15 protein-coding genes are annotated in these 15,047 nt (G+C 63.6%); 7 read left to right on the forward strand and 8 right to left on the reverse strand.

The features are described from left to right. Positions 1 to 180 precede the first annotated feature (180 nt). Positions 181 to 1,674: an MFS transporter gene (locus R4P47_RS01560; protein ID WP_317783944.1), complete on the forward strand. Its 1,494-nt coding sequence runs from the start codon at positions 181 to 183 to the stop codon at positions 1,672 to 1,674. A 35-nt stretch (positions 1,675 to 1,709) separates the two neighbouring features. Here R4P47_RS01560 and R4P47_RS01565 read toward each other — a convergent pair whose 3' ends face one another. After that, positions 1,710 to 2,903: a PrsW family intramembrane metalloprotease gene (locus tag R4P47_RS01565; protein ID WP_317783945.1), complete on the reverse strand. Its 1,194-nt coding sequence runs from the start codon at positions 2,901 to 2,903 to the stop codon at positions 1,710 to 1,712. Continuing rightward, complete coding sequence (locus tag R4P47_RS01570; RefSeq protein ID WP_317783946.1) at positions 2,900 to 3,526, reverse strand: hypothetical protein; 627 nt, start codon at positions 3,524 to 3,526, stop codon at positions 2,900 to 2,902. The genes R4P47_RS01565 and R4P47_RS01570 overlap by 4 nt, the downstream gene beginning before the upstream one ends. Before the next feature lie 182 nt (positions 3,527 to 3,708). Between R4P47_RS01570 and R4P47_RS01575 the strand changes: the two genes are divergently transcribed. Further along, positions 3,709 to 4,203, forward strand: coding sequence for a hypothetical protein (locus tag R4P47_RS01575; RefSeq protein WP_317783947.1), 495 nt, complete (start codon positions 3,709 to 3,711; stop codon positions 4,201 to 4,203). Then, positions 4,193 to 4,684: a hypothetical protein gene (locus R4P47_RS01580; protein ID WP_317783948.1), complete on the forward strand. Its 492-nt coding sequence runs from the start codon at positions 4,193 to 4,195 to the stop codon at positions 4,682 to 4,684. Before R4P47_RS01575 ends, R4P47_RS01580 begins: the two co-directional genes overlap by 11 nt. Before the next feature lie 128 nt (positions 4,685 to 4,812). Here the strand turns inward: R4P47_RS01580 and R4P47_RS01585 are convergent, their stop codons facing one another. After that, entirely contained in the window at positions 4,813 to 5,082 is a 270-nt protein-coding gene (locus tag R4P47_RS01585; protein WP_317783949.1) for a hypothetical protein, read from the reverse strand. 178 nt (positions 5,083 to 5,260) lie between these two features. On the opposite strand from R4P47_RS01585, the gene R4P47_RS01590 reads away from it, so the two are divergent. Then, positions 5,261 to 7,714: an excinuclease ABC subunit UvrA gene (locus tag R4P47_RS01590; protein ID WP_149405196.1), complete on the forward strand. Its 2,454-nt coding sequence runs from the start codon at positions 5,261 to 5,263 to the stop codon at positions 7,712 to 7,714. A gap of 35 nt (positions 7,715 to 7,749) precedes the next feature. On the opposite strand, the gene R4P47_RS01595 is transcribed toward R4P47_RS01590, so the two are convergent. After that, on the reverse strand, positions 7,750 to 9,063 hold the full coding sequence (locus R4P47_RS01595; protein WP_317783950.1) for a lipase family protein: 1,314 nt from the start codon (positions 9,061 to 9,063) through the stop codon (positions 7,750 to 7,752). Beyond that, the gene (locus R4P47_RS01600) at positions 9,060 to 9,623 is read right to left on the reverse strand and encodes a TetR/AcrR family transcriptional regulator (RefSeq protein WP_317783951.1); all 564 of its coding nucleotides are present in this window, start codon (positions 9,621 to 9,623) and stop codon (positions 9,060 to 9,062) included. The genes R4P47_RS01595 and R4P47_RS01600 overlap by 4 nt, the downstream gene beginning before the upstream one ends. 77 nt (positions 9,624 to 9,700) lie before the next feature. Between R4P47_RS01600 and R4P47_RS01605 the strand changes: the two genes are divergently transcribed. The 3 genes from R4P47_RS01605 to R4P47_RS25070 are packed head-to-tail and all read left to right on the forward strand — an operon-like array spanning position 9,701 to position 12,078. After that, a complete protein-coding gene (locus R4P47_RS01605) occupies positions 9,701 to 10,498 on the forward strand; it encodes an SDR family oxidoreductase (protein ID WP_317783952.1) in 798 nt (265 codons plus the stop codon). Positions 10,499 to 10,539: 41 nt separating this feature from the next. Continuing rightward, positions 10,540 to 11,490 carry an alpha/beta hydrolase gene (locus R4P47_RS01610; RefSeq protein WP_149405199.1) on the forward strand — a complete coding sequence of 317 codons (951 nt, stop codon included), beginning with the start codon at positions 10,540 to 10,542 and terminating at the stop codon, positions 11,488 to 11,490. Positions 11,491 to 11,532: 42 nt separating this feature from the next. Then, positions 11,533 to 12,078 (forward strand): DUF6924 domain-containing protein, encoded by a 546-nt coding sequence (locus R4P47_RS25070; protein WP_411567279.1) that lies wholly within the window; start codon positions 11,533 to 11,535, stop codon positions 12,076 to 12,078. Positions 12,079 to 12,313: 235 nt separating this feature from the next. On the opposite strand, the gene R4P47_RS01615 is transcribed toward R4P47_RS25070, so the two are convergent. The 3 genes from R4P47_RS01615 to R4P47_RS01625 are packed head-to-tail and all read right to left on the reverse strand — an operon-like array spanning position 12,314 to position 15,006. Beyond that, positions 12,314 to 13,630, reverse strand: a complete 1,317-nt coding sequence (locus R4P47_RS01615) for a PQQ-binding-like beta-propeller repeat protein (protein WP_317783953.1) — start codon at positions 13,628 to 13,630, stop codon at positions 12,314 to 12,316. Continuing rightward, positions 13,627 to 14,412, reverse strand: coding sequence for a hypothetical protein (locus R4P47_RS01620; protein ID WP_317783954.1), 786 nt, complete (start codon positions 14,410 to 14,412; stop codon positions 13,627 to 13,629). The genes R4P47_RS01615 and R4P47_RS01620 overlap by 4 nt, the downstream gene beginning before the upstream one ends. Continuing rightward, positions 14,413 to 15,006, reverse strand: coding sequence for a hypothetical protein (locus R4P47_RS01625; RefSeq protein WP_317783955.1), 594 nt, complete (start codon positions 15,004 to 15,006; stop codon positions 14,413 to 14,415). It abuts the gene before it with no gap. Between the last annotated feature and the right edge of the window lie 41 nt (positions 15,007 to 15,047).

The raw sequence follows: 15,047 nt of genomic DNA on the forward strand, positions 1-15,047 counted from the left end.
TGAATCGCAATTGCGAGAAGACGCTCCACTCGCCGCCGATCAGCAGTCCAGTAACGAAGTCGGGTTCCCTTGCCTGTTGCTGGCTGTTAGAGTCGGATTACCGGAAGTAAAAGCGAGGTCTTCAGCCCCGTTCATACGCCGCTCACCGAGCTGCCACTTCTCCTTTGGATGGAGACGTGTATGCGCCTGAAAAATGAGCGACCAGCCAACACGGATGAGGCGCAGACCTCTTCGACGCGGCACCGTCCGCAGACTTTGAAGGCCGCCGCGGTAGCACTGGCCGGGCTTTCTGCGGTGTTTCTTTTCGAGATGCTCGACAACTCGATCCTCAACGTTGCCCTTCCCACCATCGGGCGTGAACTCGGTGCGTCGACCACCGCGTTGCAGTGGGTCTCCGGTGTGTACGCGGTCGTGTTCGGGGGACTGATGCTGCTGTTCAGCGCCATCGCAGACCGATTCGGGCGACGTCGAATGATGTTGAGCGGCCTGACATTACTGGCGCTCGCCAGCGCGGCTACCGCCCTCGTCGAGACATCCGAGCAGCTCATTGCGGTGCGTTCCGCGATGGGCGTCGCCGCAGCCATGACCACCCCCGGCTCCATGGCGCTCGCGTTTCGGCTCTTCGATCAGGAGTCCTTACGCGTTCGAGCCCTCACCCTGATTTCGACAGTCGGCCTGGTTGGCTTGGCGATCGGACCGACAGCAGGAGGCTTCGTTCTCGCCTTCGCGCCCTGGCAGGTCCTGCTCCTGATCAACGTACCCATCGCGATTCTCGCATTCGTCGGAATCCGCATGGGCGTCGCGAAAGACCTCCCAGAGGAGTTGCACCGCGACCCCCTCGATGTCGCTGGGGCGTTTCTCGGCACAGCCACCATCGTCCTGGCACTCCTCGCGCCGACCCTGTTCGTCGAGGTGGGTCCCGCTTCGTGGACGCCGTGGGCAGCAACTACCGGAACCCTTGCTGCGGCAACGCTGTTCGTCGTCCGCGCTCGCACGGCAAGGTACCCGCTCCTGGACCTTGAACTCGTCGCGCTTCCCCTCGTGTCCAGCGGTCTCGCCTACAAAGCCGCGTCCGGTCTCGCCATCGCCGGCCTCGGCTACATGGTCACACTGCAGCTGCAGTTCGCATGGGGGTGGTCGCCGGCCCTCGCATCGATAGGGATGCTCCCTCAGGTCGTCGTGCTGCTCTTCAGCGGCCGACTAATCGCGCCGTTCCTGCGACGAGTGGGGATGAACCACGCCGCCTGGATGAGTGCGGCGGCGGTGGTGCTCGGGCTGGCGGTCTTCGCCGTAGGTAGCCGATTCGGATATGTCTGGGTCGCTCTTGCCCTCGTCCTCGTCGCGGTAGGTATGCGCATAGTCGGTGTCGTCGCAGGTACCAACGTCATGACCGGTCTCCCGGAGAGCCGTACCACCATCGGGGCCGCCATGGTCGACACGTCGAGTCAGGTCGCCACCGGCGTCGGGATCACCGTCACCGGCACCATCATCGCCGCGCTCTTCACGGGCAACATCTCGAGTACCACGTGGAACGCCGAGCAAGCGGCCTCGTTCCAAACCGGAGTCACAGTGGCGGGGTTCGCCATCACGGCGACGGCGGCTGCACTCGTGTTGCTTGGGATGAGCCGGGCGAGGGCAAGTCGTGGCGCACCAGTAGCCCCGGGGGCACCGTGACGACCTGCATGCCCTGGTTCCGGTCCGGTTGTCGGTCAGCCGGCCTTGACGCGCAGACGCTCGACCTCGGAGCGAGAGTGACGCACGGCTTCGGTGTCGGCTCCCTTGTCGTTGGCGAGGTCATGGGCGAGGTCGAGAATCGCGCGCCGAAGGTGCTTGCGTGCTCGGCGCGACTTGTGATGGGGCGCAGACTTGATGAACGCCTTGCGCGCCTTCTTCTCCAGGACACCCTCGAGCTCGGCGTCGGTCACATAGCCTGCTTCGACTTCGGGGGCAAGGATGTCGCGGACGAACTGGTACTCGCGCGGTGCGGCGCGTCGGAATGCGATCGTCAGAATCGTGAACCCGAGAACGATGGAGCCGAGCATGACGGGGAAGGTCAGGATGCCTCCCATCCCGAGGCCGCCGGCGTCGTCCCAGGTGAAGTGCAAGAACATTCCCGCCGCCACGAAGGCCACCCCGCGCCCGATCTTGCGTGGCTGAGCAACGGTCCCGATGATGTAGATGACGCCGGCGCAGACCAATGCGCTGAAGAGCGGGTGAGAGACGAAGCTGAAAGCAATGCGCGTGAGCGACATGTGCACGGCGTTGCCGACAGGGTCGGTGCCGAAGGCACGGGCGGTGGAGTTGGCGGCGTACTGGAAGTCCTCGAAGATCGCGAACCCGAGTCCGATGAATGCCCCGACGATCAGGCCGTCGTTCGCGGTCCGGATCAACCGGGGCGCAAGGCCCATGAGCAGAACGAATCCGCAGAGCTTTGCAGCCTCCTCGGTGAACGGTGCCGTGGCACCCGCTGCCCAGTCTGCAGTCCACTCTTGGCCGAACAGCTTGGTGTAGATGCTGAGCATCGCGTTGTTCGCGGTCAACGCGAACCCGAACGTGGACGCAACAGCGCCCCACAGGAGCGCAGCGAGGATGAGGCGGCCCGGTTGGCGTTCCCACCGGTCGATGTGACGGAACCAGGCGAACCACGCCAGTCCACACAATCCGCACAGGACCGCTGCGACCGCGAAGCCGTCGGCGTAGAACCCGGTCGTCGGTGCGAAGAAGGACCATGCTTGGAACGCGCCGATTCCGGTGAGCAACACGTACACCCAGAACGAAAGGTTGTGCGGCTGTAGGAAAACGAAGCGCTCACCCCAACCGGAGACCTCCAGAGCATGGGCCTGGCGTTGCCGGGCCTCGGGGCTCACCGTATCGGCCGTTGTGGTCGTTCCTGTCTTGCTCATGCGTTGCTCCCGTCAACGGTCCGGATACTCGCGATCATGGTCTGGACGTCGTCGGTAGCTGCCGTCATCTGGGTGGGAGGACCGTATGCGGTGATCTTCAGACCGGTGTCGGCGAGGACGAATGCTGCCACTACGCCGTCACCGTTGACGCTGCTGTAGGGCTGCGCGACTCCGGTCTCACCTGAGTCCGTTGTGAGGGTGGTCCTGTCTCCGTCGACCCGGAATGTCGGGTCGTCGGTGCGGGAGGTGACTTTCTCCACTTGGTCCAACAATTCGTCCGGAGTGCCGTCGAACGAGTCCGTCGCGACCGCGAAGGTGACGCCACTCGCGGAGATGGTGGCATCGCCGTGTCTGCGGCCATCCGCGCTCACGCGGAAACCTTCCTCGACGTTCCAGCCGGTGGCCGGAGTGAGGACGATGCTGTCTGTGATCGCGAGCTGCTCTCCGGCGAGAACGGGGTCGTTCAAGTCGATGGCTGCGTCGACACGCGGTATGACGATGGTCATGACGAGGAAAACCGCGACGACGAACAGTGCCGGCGGCCACGTTCGTCGATCGAGGCCGAGCACTCGGTGCTCAGCCGGCACCCGATGTTTGTGCGGCGCAACATGTATCTGTGTCACGGGAACTCCTTGACGCTGATTGCTGTTTCGTAACTGCACTCAGACGTCGGGGTCGGCGCAGTCCGGTGGAAGTGGAACGAACACAGCCCCCTCTGTTAGCGGTTCGATGTGCACCAGAAAATCCGATCGGTATGCAGCAACGAAGTTGCGTTCCTTACATTGTTAGATTTATTGATATCAAGGTGAGTGGGAATCCGTTGCGGCTCTGCTCGAAAAAAACCGAAAGTACATTTACTCCGAGGAAATCAGAAGTCCTACTCATCGAAATATGGCAATCGCGTGCCGTTTTCTCGCTTTCGATCTCGGCGAAAGGTTCCGGGATCACCGTAATTCTTTGTACGGTGAACGGTATGAAGGGGTCGGCGGATATTCGATCGAGCATTGTTCACGGGGATGCAGCCAAGTCGCTTGTCGACGGCCTCGCCGATGCCGAAGTTACCGATCGGTGGAGAATTCGTAGCCGATGCCATCGCGAATTCCGCAAGGATCGGGTGGAAACCGTTCTGCCCCACTCCGCGGATCACAGTGCACGAGGAATATCCGTCATGTCGGGTTCCATCATCGCCGGTCAATCGAGGAGAGAAATGACAATTCATCGCAGCAAGGAGTGCTTCGGTGCCCTGGTCGGTCAGGACGAAGTCCGATTCGACATCGCCGCGGTGCATCGTGTCGCGTGAGAGCAAGGCCAGGGCGGGAGCGCAGGCGGCCGTCGGTGATGATCCGATCCTCGATGTGGCCCTTGCGGTTCCGCGGGGTTCGACTTTCGCTGGTGCCGTGGGCCTGGGTCTCGGTGCCGGTATCGGCGGCGGAGGTAACTCGACGACAGCTTGGGAGTTGGGTGGTCTGATGGCGGGGCGTGCGGGCGCGGGTCGACGTCAGAAGATGCCTCCGTCGGTGGTGCTCGCGATGTCCGAGACGACGTTGTACGCACTGGCGCGCAGGCGATCCGGACTGTTCGGATCGTGGAAGAGGCTGGGGCTGCTGACCAAGATTCCACGTTCGCACCTGAGCGTGACGCACAAACGGCGCGGAACCGTTCTTCGTCTGACGTTCACGGACACCACGTCTGGAGTGCCGCTCGAGGTCGAGACGACTCCGGTAGGAAACCTGGGGATCGACGACTTCTTGAAGGCGCTCGACAGCACGTCGCAGGGCTGACTACTCGAGTGCCTGTGTCCGTGCGTCGTTCGATGGCCGGCAGGTGGGTGGACGACGTCGGTTGGCGAGAGGTATTGCATAGCAACCGATAACAGAGGTTTTCGTGGCACTGCTCACTCTGTCATCGTTCACACGATGGTGGCCGCGTACGCCACGAACACGGCCGCGCCGCCGAGGGCTGCGCCGATCATGGCCTCGCGGCCATTGGTCGCGAGGCCCTTCTCGTCCCGGCTCACCCCGACCCACCCGCACACCACGGCGGCGACACCGGTCGGGACAGCTACGAAATCTCCGATGAAGGGTACGAACGCGCAGACCAGAGCGATGATGCCCAGGATCACCGCGGCACTGCCTGCACCGTTGCGAAACAGCGGCCGTGTGCTGTATTCCTCGGCCATGCCGTCTCCTTCTTCACGGTCCTGATGCAGTGGTTGGATGCCAGTTCGTCGCTCGCGGCACGACGAGCAGACCCACCCGAAAACATACCCTCGATCTCCTCGTGGGCGCGATGGCACCGATGCATCGCATCTCGCACTTCTGGGCCCTCGGTTCGAGGATGCCAGCTAGGCTCGTTCGGTGACGGACTCAACGTGGGACGGGTACGTCCGTGTGCGCGGCGCTACCGAGCACAACCTGGCAGCTGTCGATGTCGACATACCCCGCAATGCATTCGTCGCGTTCACCGGAGTGTCGGGGTCCGGAAAGTCGTCACTGGCTTTCAGCACCTTGTACGCCGAAGCGCAGCGACGCTACTTCGAATCGGTCGCCCCCTACGCGCGTCGACTGCTTCAGCAAGTGGGCGCACCCCACGTTGCCTCCATCACCGGCCTTCCCCCAGCCGTTGCCCTGCAGCAACGCCGGGGTTCGCCCAGCTCGCGCTCCAGCGTCGGCACCATCACCACCATGTCGAACCTGCTCCGCATGCTCTACTCCCGGGCCGGTACCTATCCCGACGGTGCGCCGCTGCTGTCGGCGGAAGCGTTTTCACCCAACACTGTCGCCGGGGCCTGCCCGCGATGCGGCGGTTTGGGCGAGTTCCATGATGTGACAACGGAATTGCTCGTTCCCGATACGTCGCTGAGCATTCGTGAGGGCGCGATCGCGGCGTGGCCGGGTGCCTGGCAGGGCGCGAACCTGCGCAGCATCGTCAGCGGCATGGGTATCGACATCGACGTACCGTGGCGCACGCTGAAGAAGAAGGACCGAGAGTGGCTTCTCTTCACAGACGAGCACCCCAAGGTGTGGATAGAACCGGAAGAGGGCCGAGTCGACCACAGTTACGAAGGCAAGTTCTGGAGTGCCCGCAGCCATGTCATGCATGTTCTGTCCGACTCGAACAGCGAGCGCATGCGAGAACGCGCCCTGCAATTCACCGAGACCGTCCGCTGCCCTATGTGCTCCGGCAGCGGACTGCGCGCCGACGCGCTGGCCGTCACCATCGCGGGCCGCTCGATCGCCGAGATCAATGCGCTCTCACTGACAGAACTTGCCGCCGTACTGCGCCCGATAGCCGAACAGTCGGGGGAGACCACGGAGGTGGCGGTACGCATCACCGCCGACCTGCTGGCCAGGATCGACGTGTTGCTCGAGTTGGGCCTGGGATATCTGGCGCTCGGCCGTAGCTCGACGACGCTGTCGCCCGGCGAGACGCAGCGGTTGCGGATCGCCACTCAGCTCCGTTCGGGTCTGTTCGGGGTGGTGTACGTGTTGGACGAACCCTCCGCAGGACTGCATCCCGCCGATGCCGAGCCACTGCTCGACGTCCTGGACCAGCTGAAGGCGTCGGGAAACTCCTTGTTCGTCGTCGAACACGACATGGACGTGGTGCGCCGCGCCGACTGGGTGGTCGACATCGGACCCGCAGCGGGTGAGGGCGGCGGACGGGTGCTGTACAGCGGTCCCGTCGCGGGTTTGGAGGAGATCGAGGAGTCGGTCACCAGTAGGCACCTCTTCGGTCGAGCGGAATCCGTGCAGCGGGAGGCGCGCCCCACCCAGGGCTGGCTCACTCTGGCCGGGGTCACCCGGCACAATCTGCGGGAGTTGACGGCGGACTTCCCGCACGCGGTCCTGACGGCAGTAACGGGTGTGTCGGGCTCCGGCAAGTCGACACTCGTCAGCCAGGTCTTGTTCGAGGTGGCGCGCCACCGACTCGAGACCGCGGCAGACGAGGACGACGGCATGCAGATCGAGGTCGACGTGGCCGAGGTCTCCGGAATCGAGACGTTCACCCGCCTGGTCCGGGTGGATCAACGGCCCATCGGCCGAACACCCCGATCGACGCTGGCCACCTACGTCGGAATGTTCGACATCGTCCGCAAACTGTTTGCCGCCACCGATGAGGCGAAGGCCCGCGGATGGGCACCTGGACGGTTCTCCTTCAATGTCGCGGACGGACGATGCCCCACCTGCCAGGGCGACGGTTTCGTCGAGGTGGAGCTGCTGTTCCTCCCCGGCACCTATGGTCCCTGCCCCACCTGCCACGGTGACCGGTACAAACCGGAGACTCTCGAAATAACGTGGCGTGACAGGACAATTGCCGAGGTACTGCACATGTCGGTGGACGAGGCTGCGATGTTCTTCGCCGACATCACGGGAGCATCCCGCAGTCTGGAGACGTTGCGCGACATCGGGCTCGGTTACCTTCGACTCGGTCAACCCGCCACCGAGCTGAGCGGCGGTGAAGCGCAGCGCATCAAGATTGCCACCGAATTGCAGCGCACCCGACGCGGCACTGCCCTGTATCTTCTGGACGAACCGACCGCAGGGCTGCATCCCGCCGACGTCGCACTACTCATGCGCCAGCTGCACCTGCTTGTCGACGCCGGCAACACCGTGGTGATGGTGGAGCACGACCTGGATGCCATAGCCTCCGCAGACTGGGTCATCGATCTCGGTCCCGGTGGTGGCGACAACGGGGGCTCCGTGGTATCAACCGGGACGCCTGCCGAAGTCGCGGTGTCCCCGAACAGCATCACGGGACCGTATCTGGCTCGACGGCTCCGATCCTCGACTGCCGCTTCGTCCAATTAAGCTTCAGCATCTCCGGGTCTCGATGTGGTTGTGTATCAACCGATTCGGCCGGCGAATGCGCGTCCGGTGGACACGGCGAGTCCGAGCAATCCGCGCAACCCCGGCAAAGATCCGGCCAGTGACCACACGGTGATCGTCGACGATTCGTCGGTCGGCTTGCCCGCGAAGCGATCCGAGAGCCAATCCAGAGTGACGGGGGCTGCTATCGGGTGCAGCGACAGGTGTTCGCTGAGACGATCGCGGATGTAGGTGACGTTCGCTCCCGCAGCGCGATACCGGCGTACTTGCCCGTCCACGTCGTCGACGTCGATCATCGGATCATGCACCGCCTGCACCACGAGAAGCGGAAACTCGGGTGCCGACTTGCCGGGCTGGATATCCTGAAAAATCTGCACCATCTCGGGTGTCGCCAAGAGGTCTGCCATCGGCATATCGAGGTGCCGCTCCAGATCGTGCATCACCATGGACGCGACGGCGTGCACTGTCGTCTTGCGGTGCAGGGATGAGAGGGTCTCGAGCCCGGCAGCAGCGACGTGTTCGCGAACGAGGCGGTCGAGTACGGGGTAGGTGCGACGGAGGCCTTCCACCACCATCGCGGGCAGCGCCGCGAAGATCGTGCCGTTGAGGCGGGAGAATGCAGATCCGGGGTCGCCGACGGGCGATCCGAGTGCTGCGCCGACGATGTCGAGTTCAGGGGCGTAGCCGGCCGCAGCCTCGGCGGCCCATGACGTCGCCAATCCGCCGCCCGAGTACCCCCACAGCGCGACAGGGGTGGTGGCTGTGAGGTCGAGCGGCTCGAAAGACAGTGCCGCGCGGACGCCGTCGAGTGTGCAGTAACCGGGCTCGATCGGTGCTCCCCACAGCCCGTCCATGCCCTCGTGATCGGGAAGGGACAGAACCCATCCGCGGCGCAGTGCGTACAGGACGATCATGAACTCGAACTGCGGTACGGAGCCGACGGCTCGAGCGCCCGCCCGCAGAACGTAGGACGGGAAACACCGATCCGACAAGGCGTCGATCGCGCACTGATAGGACAGCAGTGCTCGCTCCGGTCGCGCTCGGCCCCCGACGGGAAGAACCACCGTCGTGACCGCGACACGCGCTGCCCCGTCGAGGCTGGTGGTCCGGTACAGAAGTTGCCACGCCGACACCTTCTGCCGAATGACACCGAACAACGCGAGGGTCACCGCGCGGGACCGCAATACGGTCCCCGGCTCCGCATACTCGAAACCGGCAGGTGCCCGATAGAACGGGTCCATGCTGGGAATTGCGATGATCGATTCCGAGTCGGCGTGGTCGGCCGCGGCTCGCGGACGACCGGTCGACGCGGTATCGGGTTCGGTACTCATAGTGGATTACTTCCTGATGAGGGTGCGATGGTGTCGACGAGTTGCTCGATGACTGCTCGGGAGACTTCTGGCGACGCCGCGTGAGTCAGCAATCCCTCGACGACGAACGTACCGATACGGAGCATGGCATCGGCCGCCTTTCCGGACAGTCCTGCAGCCGCGATATCGGCGGCAAACAGCGATTCCGCGAAGGCATGAAACCCGTTGTGCCACTGATCGATGGCCTCGGACTCGGTCACCCGATCGTGCACGGTGGAGACCAGTGGGCCGACTCTGCGGAGCCGCTCCACCAGCCAGAACAGCCGGTCGACAAGTGGTAGATCGACGATCTGGAGATAGTCCGTGGCGTCCTCGGCGGCGATTGCCGTCAGAACAGCGACCAGGATGTCGTCCTTGTCTCCGAAGTACCAATACAGCGTGTTCGCAGTGACGCCTGCTGCTTTCGCCAGACGACTGATCGAGGTGCGATCGAAGCCGTCGGACACGAACATTTCGCGGGCGGCGACCACGATGTCCTCGCGCTTGCTCTCCCGGTCGTGAAGTCCGCGATTCCTGGGCATACGACCAACCATATCTTGAATGGTCTTCAAGACCCTGCTACCTTCCTTGAATACCGTTCAAGAGTGGAGGCCCGTCGATGGCGAAGACCGGAAGAACCGCGCTGATCACCGGAGCATCAGCGGGCATAGGCGCGGCATTTGCTCGACACCTCGCCGCCGAAGGGCACAACCTCGTGCTCGTCGCGCGACGCGAGGACCGGCTCACCGCCCTGGCGGACGAGCTGTCGTCTCGGCACGATGTGCGATGCGACGTCGTGCCCGCGGATCTCGCCGATCCCGCTGCGCCCCGGGCCATCGTCGAAGAAACGAAATCCCTCGGCGTCGACGTCGACATCCTTGTCAACAACGCGGGCATGTCGGGGAACTCCACCTTCGCAGATGCGCCGTTCGACGCACTCGCCGCGGAGATACAGGTGATGATCACTGCCGTCACCGAACTCACTCATCTCACGGTGCCCGGCATGAAAGAACGCGGATACGGCCGAATCGTGAATCTGTCGTCGTTGGCGGCATTGCTTCCCCCTGGTGCAAGTCTGCTGTACACCGGAATCAAGTCCTATGTGCTCGACATCTCGCAAGCACTCGACATGGAGTTGCGGCCGCATGGCATCCACGTGACTGCGCTCTGCCCCGGCTTCACCCACAGTGAGTTCCACGACGTGATGGGAACCCGAGATGCAGCGACCTCCAAGCTGCCAGCTCTTCTGTGGCAGAGCCCCGAGGACGTCGTCCGAGAAGGTTGGCAGGCCGTGAACAACGGCACGCCGGTGTGCGTGCCCGGGATGGTCAACAAGGTGACTGCTGCTGCCGCGAAGCCGATTCCGACTCGCATCGGCTACTACCTCGGCAAGACCCTCAATCCTTTCAAGCTGTGAGATCCGATCACCACCCTGCTGTAGAACAGAGAGACGAACGCATGACCACCGACGAACATTCCGGCTTCACCCGTACCGAAACGTCGTTTGTGTCGGACGGAGTTCGTTGCGCGGCAACGGTCTTTCGTCCCGCGGTGTCCGCCGCCGTGCCACTACCGGCAATCGTGATGGCGCACGGATTCGGCTCACCTCGGGCGATGCGCCTATACGCCTACGCCGAGCGTTTCGTCGAGGCCGGCTACGTGGTCTGCGTCTTCGACTATCGGTACTTCGGGGACAGTGAGGGCGAACCGCGCCAGTTGTTGGAAGTGGATGCTCAGCTTGCCGATTGGCGAAACGCAGTCGACTTCGCTCGCTCTCTCGACGGCGTCGACGAGAACCGAATCGTCGGGTGGGGCACGTCCTTCGCCGGCGGCCACGTACTCACGTTGGCGGGCAACGGCGTTCGGTTCACAGCGGTCATCGCACAGGTGCCCCACATCGACGGTATCGCCGCCGTTCGCGCAACCGGGTTCAGGCAGGCACTGCGGCTGGCACCGGCCGCCATCACCGACAGCGTCCGCGCCGCCCTCGGACGGTCGCCGCACTACGTCGACAGTGTCGGGCTACCTGGCACACGCGCTGTGATGGTCTCACCCGACGCGATGAAAGGGCGTGACCGCCTGGTCCTCGAGTCGGGCCTGACCGACGGCGACTACCCCGAGACCGTGGCGGCGCGGATACTGCTGAAAATCTGGCGGTACTCCCCGGGTCGCACGATGTCGGCAATCGACTGCCCAACGCTGGTGCAGATCGCGTCCGAGGATTCCGTCACCCCGGCGTCCGTCGCGCAACGCGCCGCGGCGAAAGTTCGCAAAGCCAAGGTGCGCACCTATTCGGGCGGTCACTTCGATCCGTACGTCGAACCCCTGTTTTCCTCGGTCATCGGTGATCAACTCGCATTCCTCGCCGACAACGTGCCCTTGAAATTGCGTACGGTTCCCTCCATCTGATCGTGCGGTTCGCTGCACCCGTCGTTCTCGGATTGGATCACCATGCCCGACGGTACGAACAACTCTGAACTTTGGCTGTTGCGAACATATTTCGGCGATGGCGACGATCCCGCGTGGACGAGCCTGACGGAGCAGGCCCGCCACACGCGATCTTCGGTGTCAGGTGCCGCGCTGGTCGTTTCCTCGGACCGAACGCAGTGTCAGCAACGTATTCGTCGGGTCCTCACGAGACTGGCCACGCGTGCCGAGGCGAACGACGGCTTGTACGTTGTCATTGCAGACAAGCAGACGTTCGTGCGCCACGACCGAATGCTGCTCACCATCGATTGTTCTGCAGTGACACGAAACGCCGAACGTCTTCCCACCATCCATATGGCCCCGCCCGATGCCTTTCGGTTGGGGATAGATGGCCGATCGCCGAATACCCGGCGCTCGATCGAGCCGGTTCGCCGACCGACAACGGAACTCGAACCTGCACAGATCGATTCCGAGCGAACGGTCGCCGAACTCATGGCAAGCGTAGGCGACGCGATCCGAGCCAGTCTGCGGTGGCGAACGGAGATGACGCGAGACGGTTCCTGTGGGTAGACACCGGGAATCGCCGTCGAGAACCCACGGATATCACCCACCGGTCTTCCCCTCACAGTTGAGCAATGGGCATCCGGCCTGTGCGCATTCTGGACCGAGATGGTCGCCTACGGACGCATCGGCGACTTCCGTGCGCCCTGGGTAGGACGGTGACGAATCTACTAGTTTCCCAAGCGCCGGATCGGATGTCGCAACGATCGCGGTTCGGTCGAAGCAGATCGACCTGAGTCGAGGCTCAACGAAGCAAGTTCATTCGCTTCTCGTTGACTGCCACAACGCCGCCGCCAGTGGCAAGCAGTGCAACCCTCTCGGACCGTCCACCGGTATTGCCGAGCAAATCCTCGATCGCGATTGTTTCGAGGCGAGCGCCGGTTTCGGGCTCGATCGCGAGGATCTCCCGAGAATCGGCTACATAGGCCAGGCCCTCGCGCACAGCGGTAGGCATGAAAGGTAGAGATTCGACGTCGGGACCCCACGCCGGATCCCCGGTGAACAGGTTGCGTGCGAGTGGACCGATACCCAAGACGACATCACCGACAATCGCGATGTCCCCCCCGGTGCCGGCGTCGTCCGAGGTCCACAGTTTCTGCCCCGTCGTAGGGTCGAAGGCGCTGCTGCCCAACACAACCGGATCGTCGGGGTCGTTCGGTGCGTCGACCGTCGTGCGCTGGTAGACCTCTTCGTCGGTGGTCGCGACAACTCGTCCGGTGGAATCGACCAGGTCGGTGCGAAACTCGAACAGGTCAGAGCATCGGCGGCCGGCAAGAACGTAGATCTGATCGCCTCGATCGAACTGGTCGCGCGCGCAGTCGGGGGACGAGATGTTGTCGGTGATGTCACCGGATCTGGAGTCGAACAGTGCTGTGCCCGAGGAGAACCGGGCCACTCCCGCATTGCCTGCGAACGCGAGGATTTCTCGTGAGTTGTACGGGTCGACCCAGGTGTCGTCGAGGGTGAGGGACCACGACGCGTCGGGGTCGTCGATCGTTCCTCGATGGATCCGGACGGTGTACCCGTCATTCTCGCCCTCGACCACGTAGAGGTCTTCGCCGTCGGTGCCGACTGAGAATATGTTCCAGTCGGTATCGTGTCGGGTGGCGGTTCCGGTTGCACTGTCGATCGTCACGATCTGATCGGTGCTCCGGCACAGCAGCAGTGTGTCGAGTACGTGGGACGAACAACTTTCGATCCCGTCGGCGGGTGTTTTCCACCGCACCAGACCGGTTGCCGCATCGAACCCGATCAGTTGGGACTGCTCGAACTCGTCCGTCTCCTGATTGATCAACCCTGCCTTGGCGACAAGAATGTCGTCGGCGTCTATGACGCCGCCCTCGACCTCGCCGAATCGTCCACCCACGGGATCATCGAAGGTGGCGAACGGATTGCCGAGCACGTCGGCGGCGTCGAGCGTCCACACAGCGCCGGGCGACGTCGGAGTCTGTGCTGCAAAGGGTTCGGCGTCATGGGGGCCCGTTGCCACCAGCGCGACGGCCGCGCCGACGCTTACGAAAGCCACCGCAGCGGTGACGGCAAGCCGTCGGTACGGGTTCACAGCACATCCAATCCGTCGGCGGTGGCAATGGTGCGCAATGTGTTTGCGCTCAGTGGTTCGTCCGGACGCTCGGCGTGCGATCGGACTTCGACCTCGGTTCCCGACGGGTAGGTGACGGTCACGGTACGGCGCATCCCGCCGTTCGGTCCCTCGGGCAGTGCAGGCGAGTACGAATAGGGTGCCTCTTCGATCCGCAGCACCGCACCGCCGTCGAGCGTCTCGAAGTCGGTCGGCCGATTCTGGTAGGCGGGGTCGTAAATGTCCGGCATCACGGGGAGTTCCTGTCCGCCTCGTATGGATATGGTCAGGTCGGCACCGGTGCCGACGGCATCGACGTGCGTACACACCACACCGGTCTCGAAGTCGGCGAGCCTGAGCGTGTTCAATCCGGGATCGAACCGCTCACCTGTATCGACGCGCTCCAACGCGGTGTTCAAGTTGGTGGCGAGTTCCGCGTCGATCGCTGTGTCGCCGGAGAAGAGGCCGAAGGAGTCGTCGCATCCTTCGCGAGGTTCGGGTGTGTCGGCGGGGACAGGTGCCGATATCCGCAGCTCCGGTAGTGTCACAAGAGCTTTCAGCTCATCGATGGTGAGAACGATGTCGCGGTCTCCGGTGTTGGTCGACTGAAATCCCTCAGCGTCCGATGCGGTTGCGGTGATGTGCGTGCCGTCGGGTGCGTAGGCGGTGACCGTGCGGTAATTGGTTCTCGTACCGCCGAATTCGGACCACGATACGTTGGTGTCGACCACGGTGCCGTCCGCCGATGTCGTGCGTTCCTGCACTTATCCGGCCCTGCACGGTGGCACACCCGTGTTGTCCTGCGCCACGGATACTGCCAGCAGGCCTAGTGTGTTGCCGCGTCCGAGCTCGGCCGATGCCGTTGCCCAACCGGGTTCCTGAGGCTGGCCTGGTTCGCTGGAGGTTTGGGGGATCGGCTGAAACACCAATGACTCGCGCAGGCTTGCGAACAGAACCTCGACACCATGCGGAAGGGCTTCGGCGACAGCATCGGTCATCATCACCGACCTGGGTCCCGAGTACCACGAGGCCTGAGGGTTGTCGTATGCATCCTCGCTGGTGGTGATCCGTCCCCACACCGATGACGTCCCGTCCGGAGGTTCGACGACGTCGCATCCGGAGATAGCCGTCGGGAATATCACCTCGGGCGTTCTGTAGGTGGTGTCGACGGGTGCAGAAGGGCCAGGAGTGATGGAGTGTGTGGTGGTCGTGGCTACTGACTCGGCGCGGTTCTCGGGCTGCTCTGGCGGTGCGCCGCGCTCGACGAGCGCTGCTACGCACACCCCGATGGCGACGATGGACACGATCGTGAGCGCATCGGCCCACATCCCGGCACGCTGAGGACCAAGTCTGCTCACCGCGTCAAGATACCTGTCATGTGCATCCGATCCGCGCACGG

The organism is Rhodococcus sp. IEGM 1370 (genome assembly GCF_033142325.1).
Classification (GTDB): Bacteria; Actinomycetota; Actinomycetes; order Mycobacteriales; family Mycobacteriaceae; genus Rhodococcoides.

Bases quoted from the DNA above. Each gene is read 5' to 3' on its own strand.
- R4P47_RS01560 (WP_317783944.1), top strand. From the start codon at position 181: ATGCGCCTGAAAAATGAGCGACCAGCCAACACGGATGAGGCGCAGACC.
- R4P47_RS01565 (WP_317783945.1), bottom strand. From the start codon at position 2,903: ATGAGCAAGACAGGAACGACCACAACGGCCGATACGGTGAGCCCCGAG.
- R4P47_RS01585 (WP_317783949.1), bottom strand. From the start codon at position 5,082: ATGGCCGAGGAATACAGCACACGGCCGCTGTTTCGCAACGGTGCAGGC.
- R4P47_RS01595 (WP_317783950.1), bottom strand. From the start codon at position 9,063: ATGAGTACCGAACCCGATACCGCGTCGACCGGTCGTCCGCGAGCCGCG.
- R4P47_RS01600 (WP_317783951.1), bottom strand. From the start codon at position 9,623: ATGCCCAGGAATCGCGGACTTCACGACCGGGAGAGCAAGCGCGAGGAC.
- R4P47_RS01605 (WP_317783952.1), top strand. From the start codon at position 9,701: ATGGCGAAGACCGGAAGAACCGCGCTGATCACCGGAGCATCAGCGGGC.
- R4P47_RS01610 (WP_149405199.1), top strand. From the start codon at position 10,540: ATGACCACCGACGAACATTCCGGCTTCACCCGTACCGAAACGTCGTTT.
- R4P47_RS25070 (WP_411567279.1), top strand. From the start codon at position 11,533: ATGCCCGACGGTACGAACAACTCTGAACTTTGGCTGTTGCGAACATAT.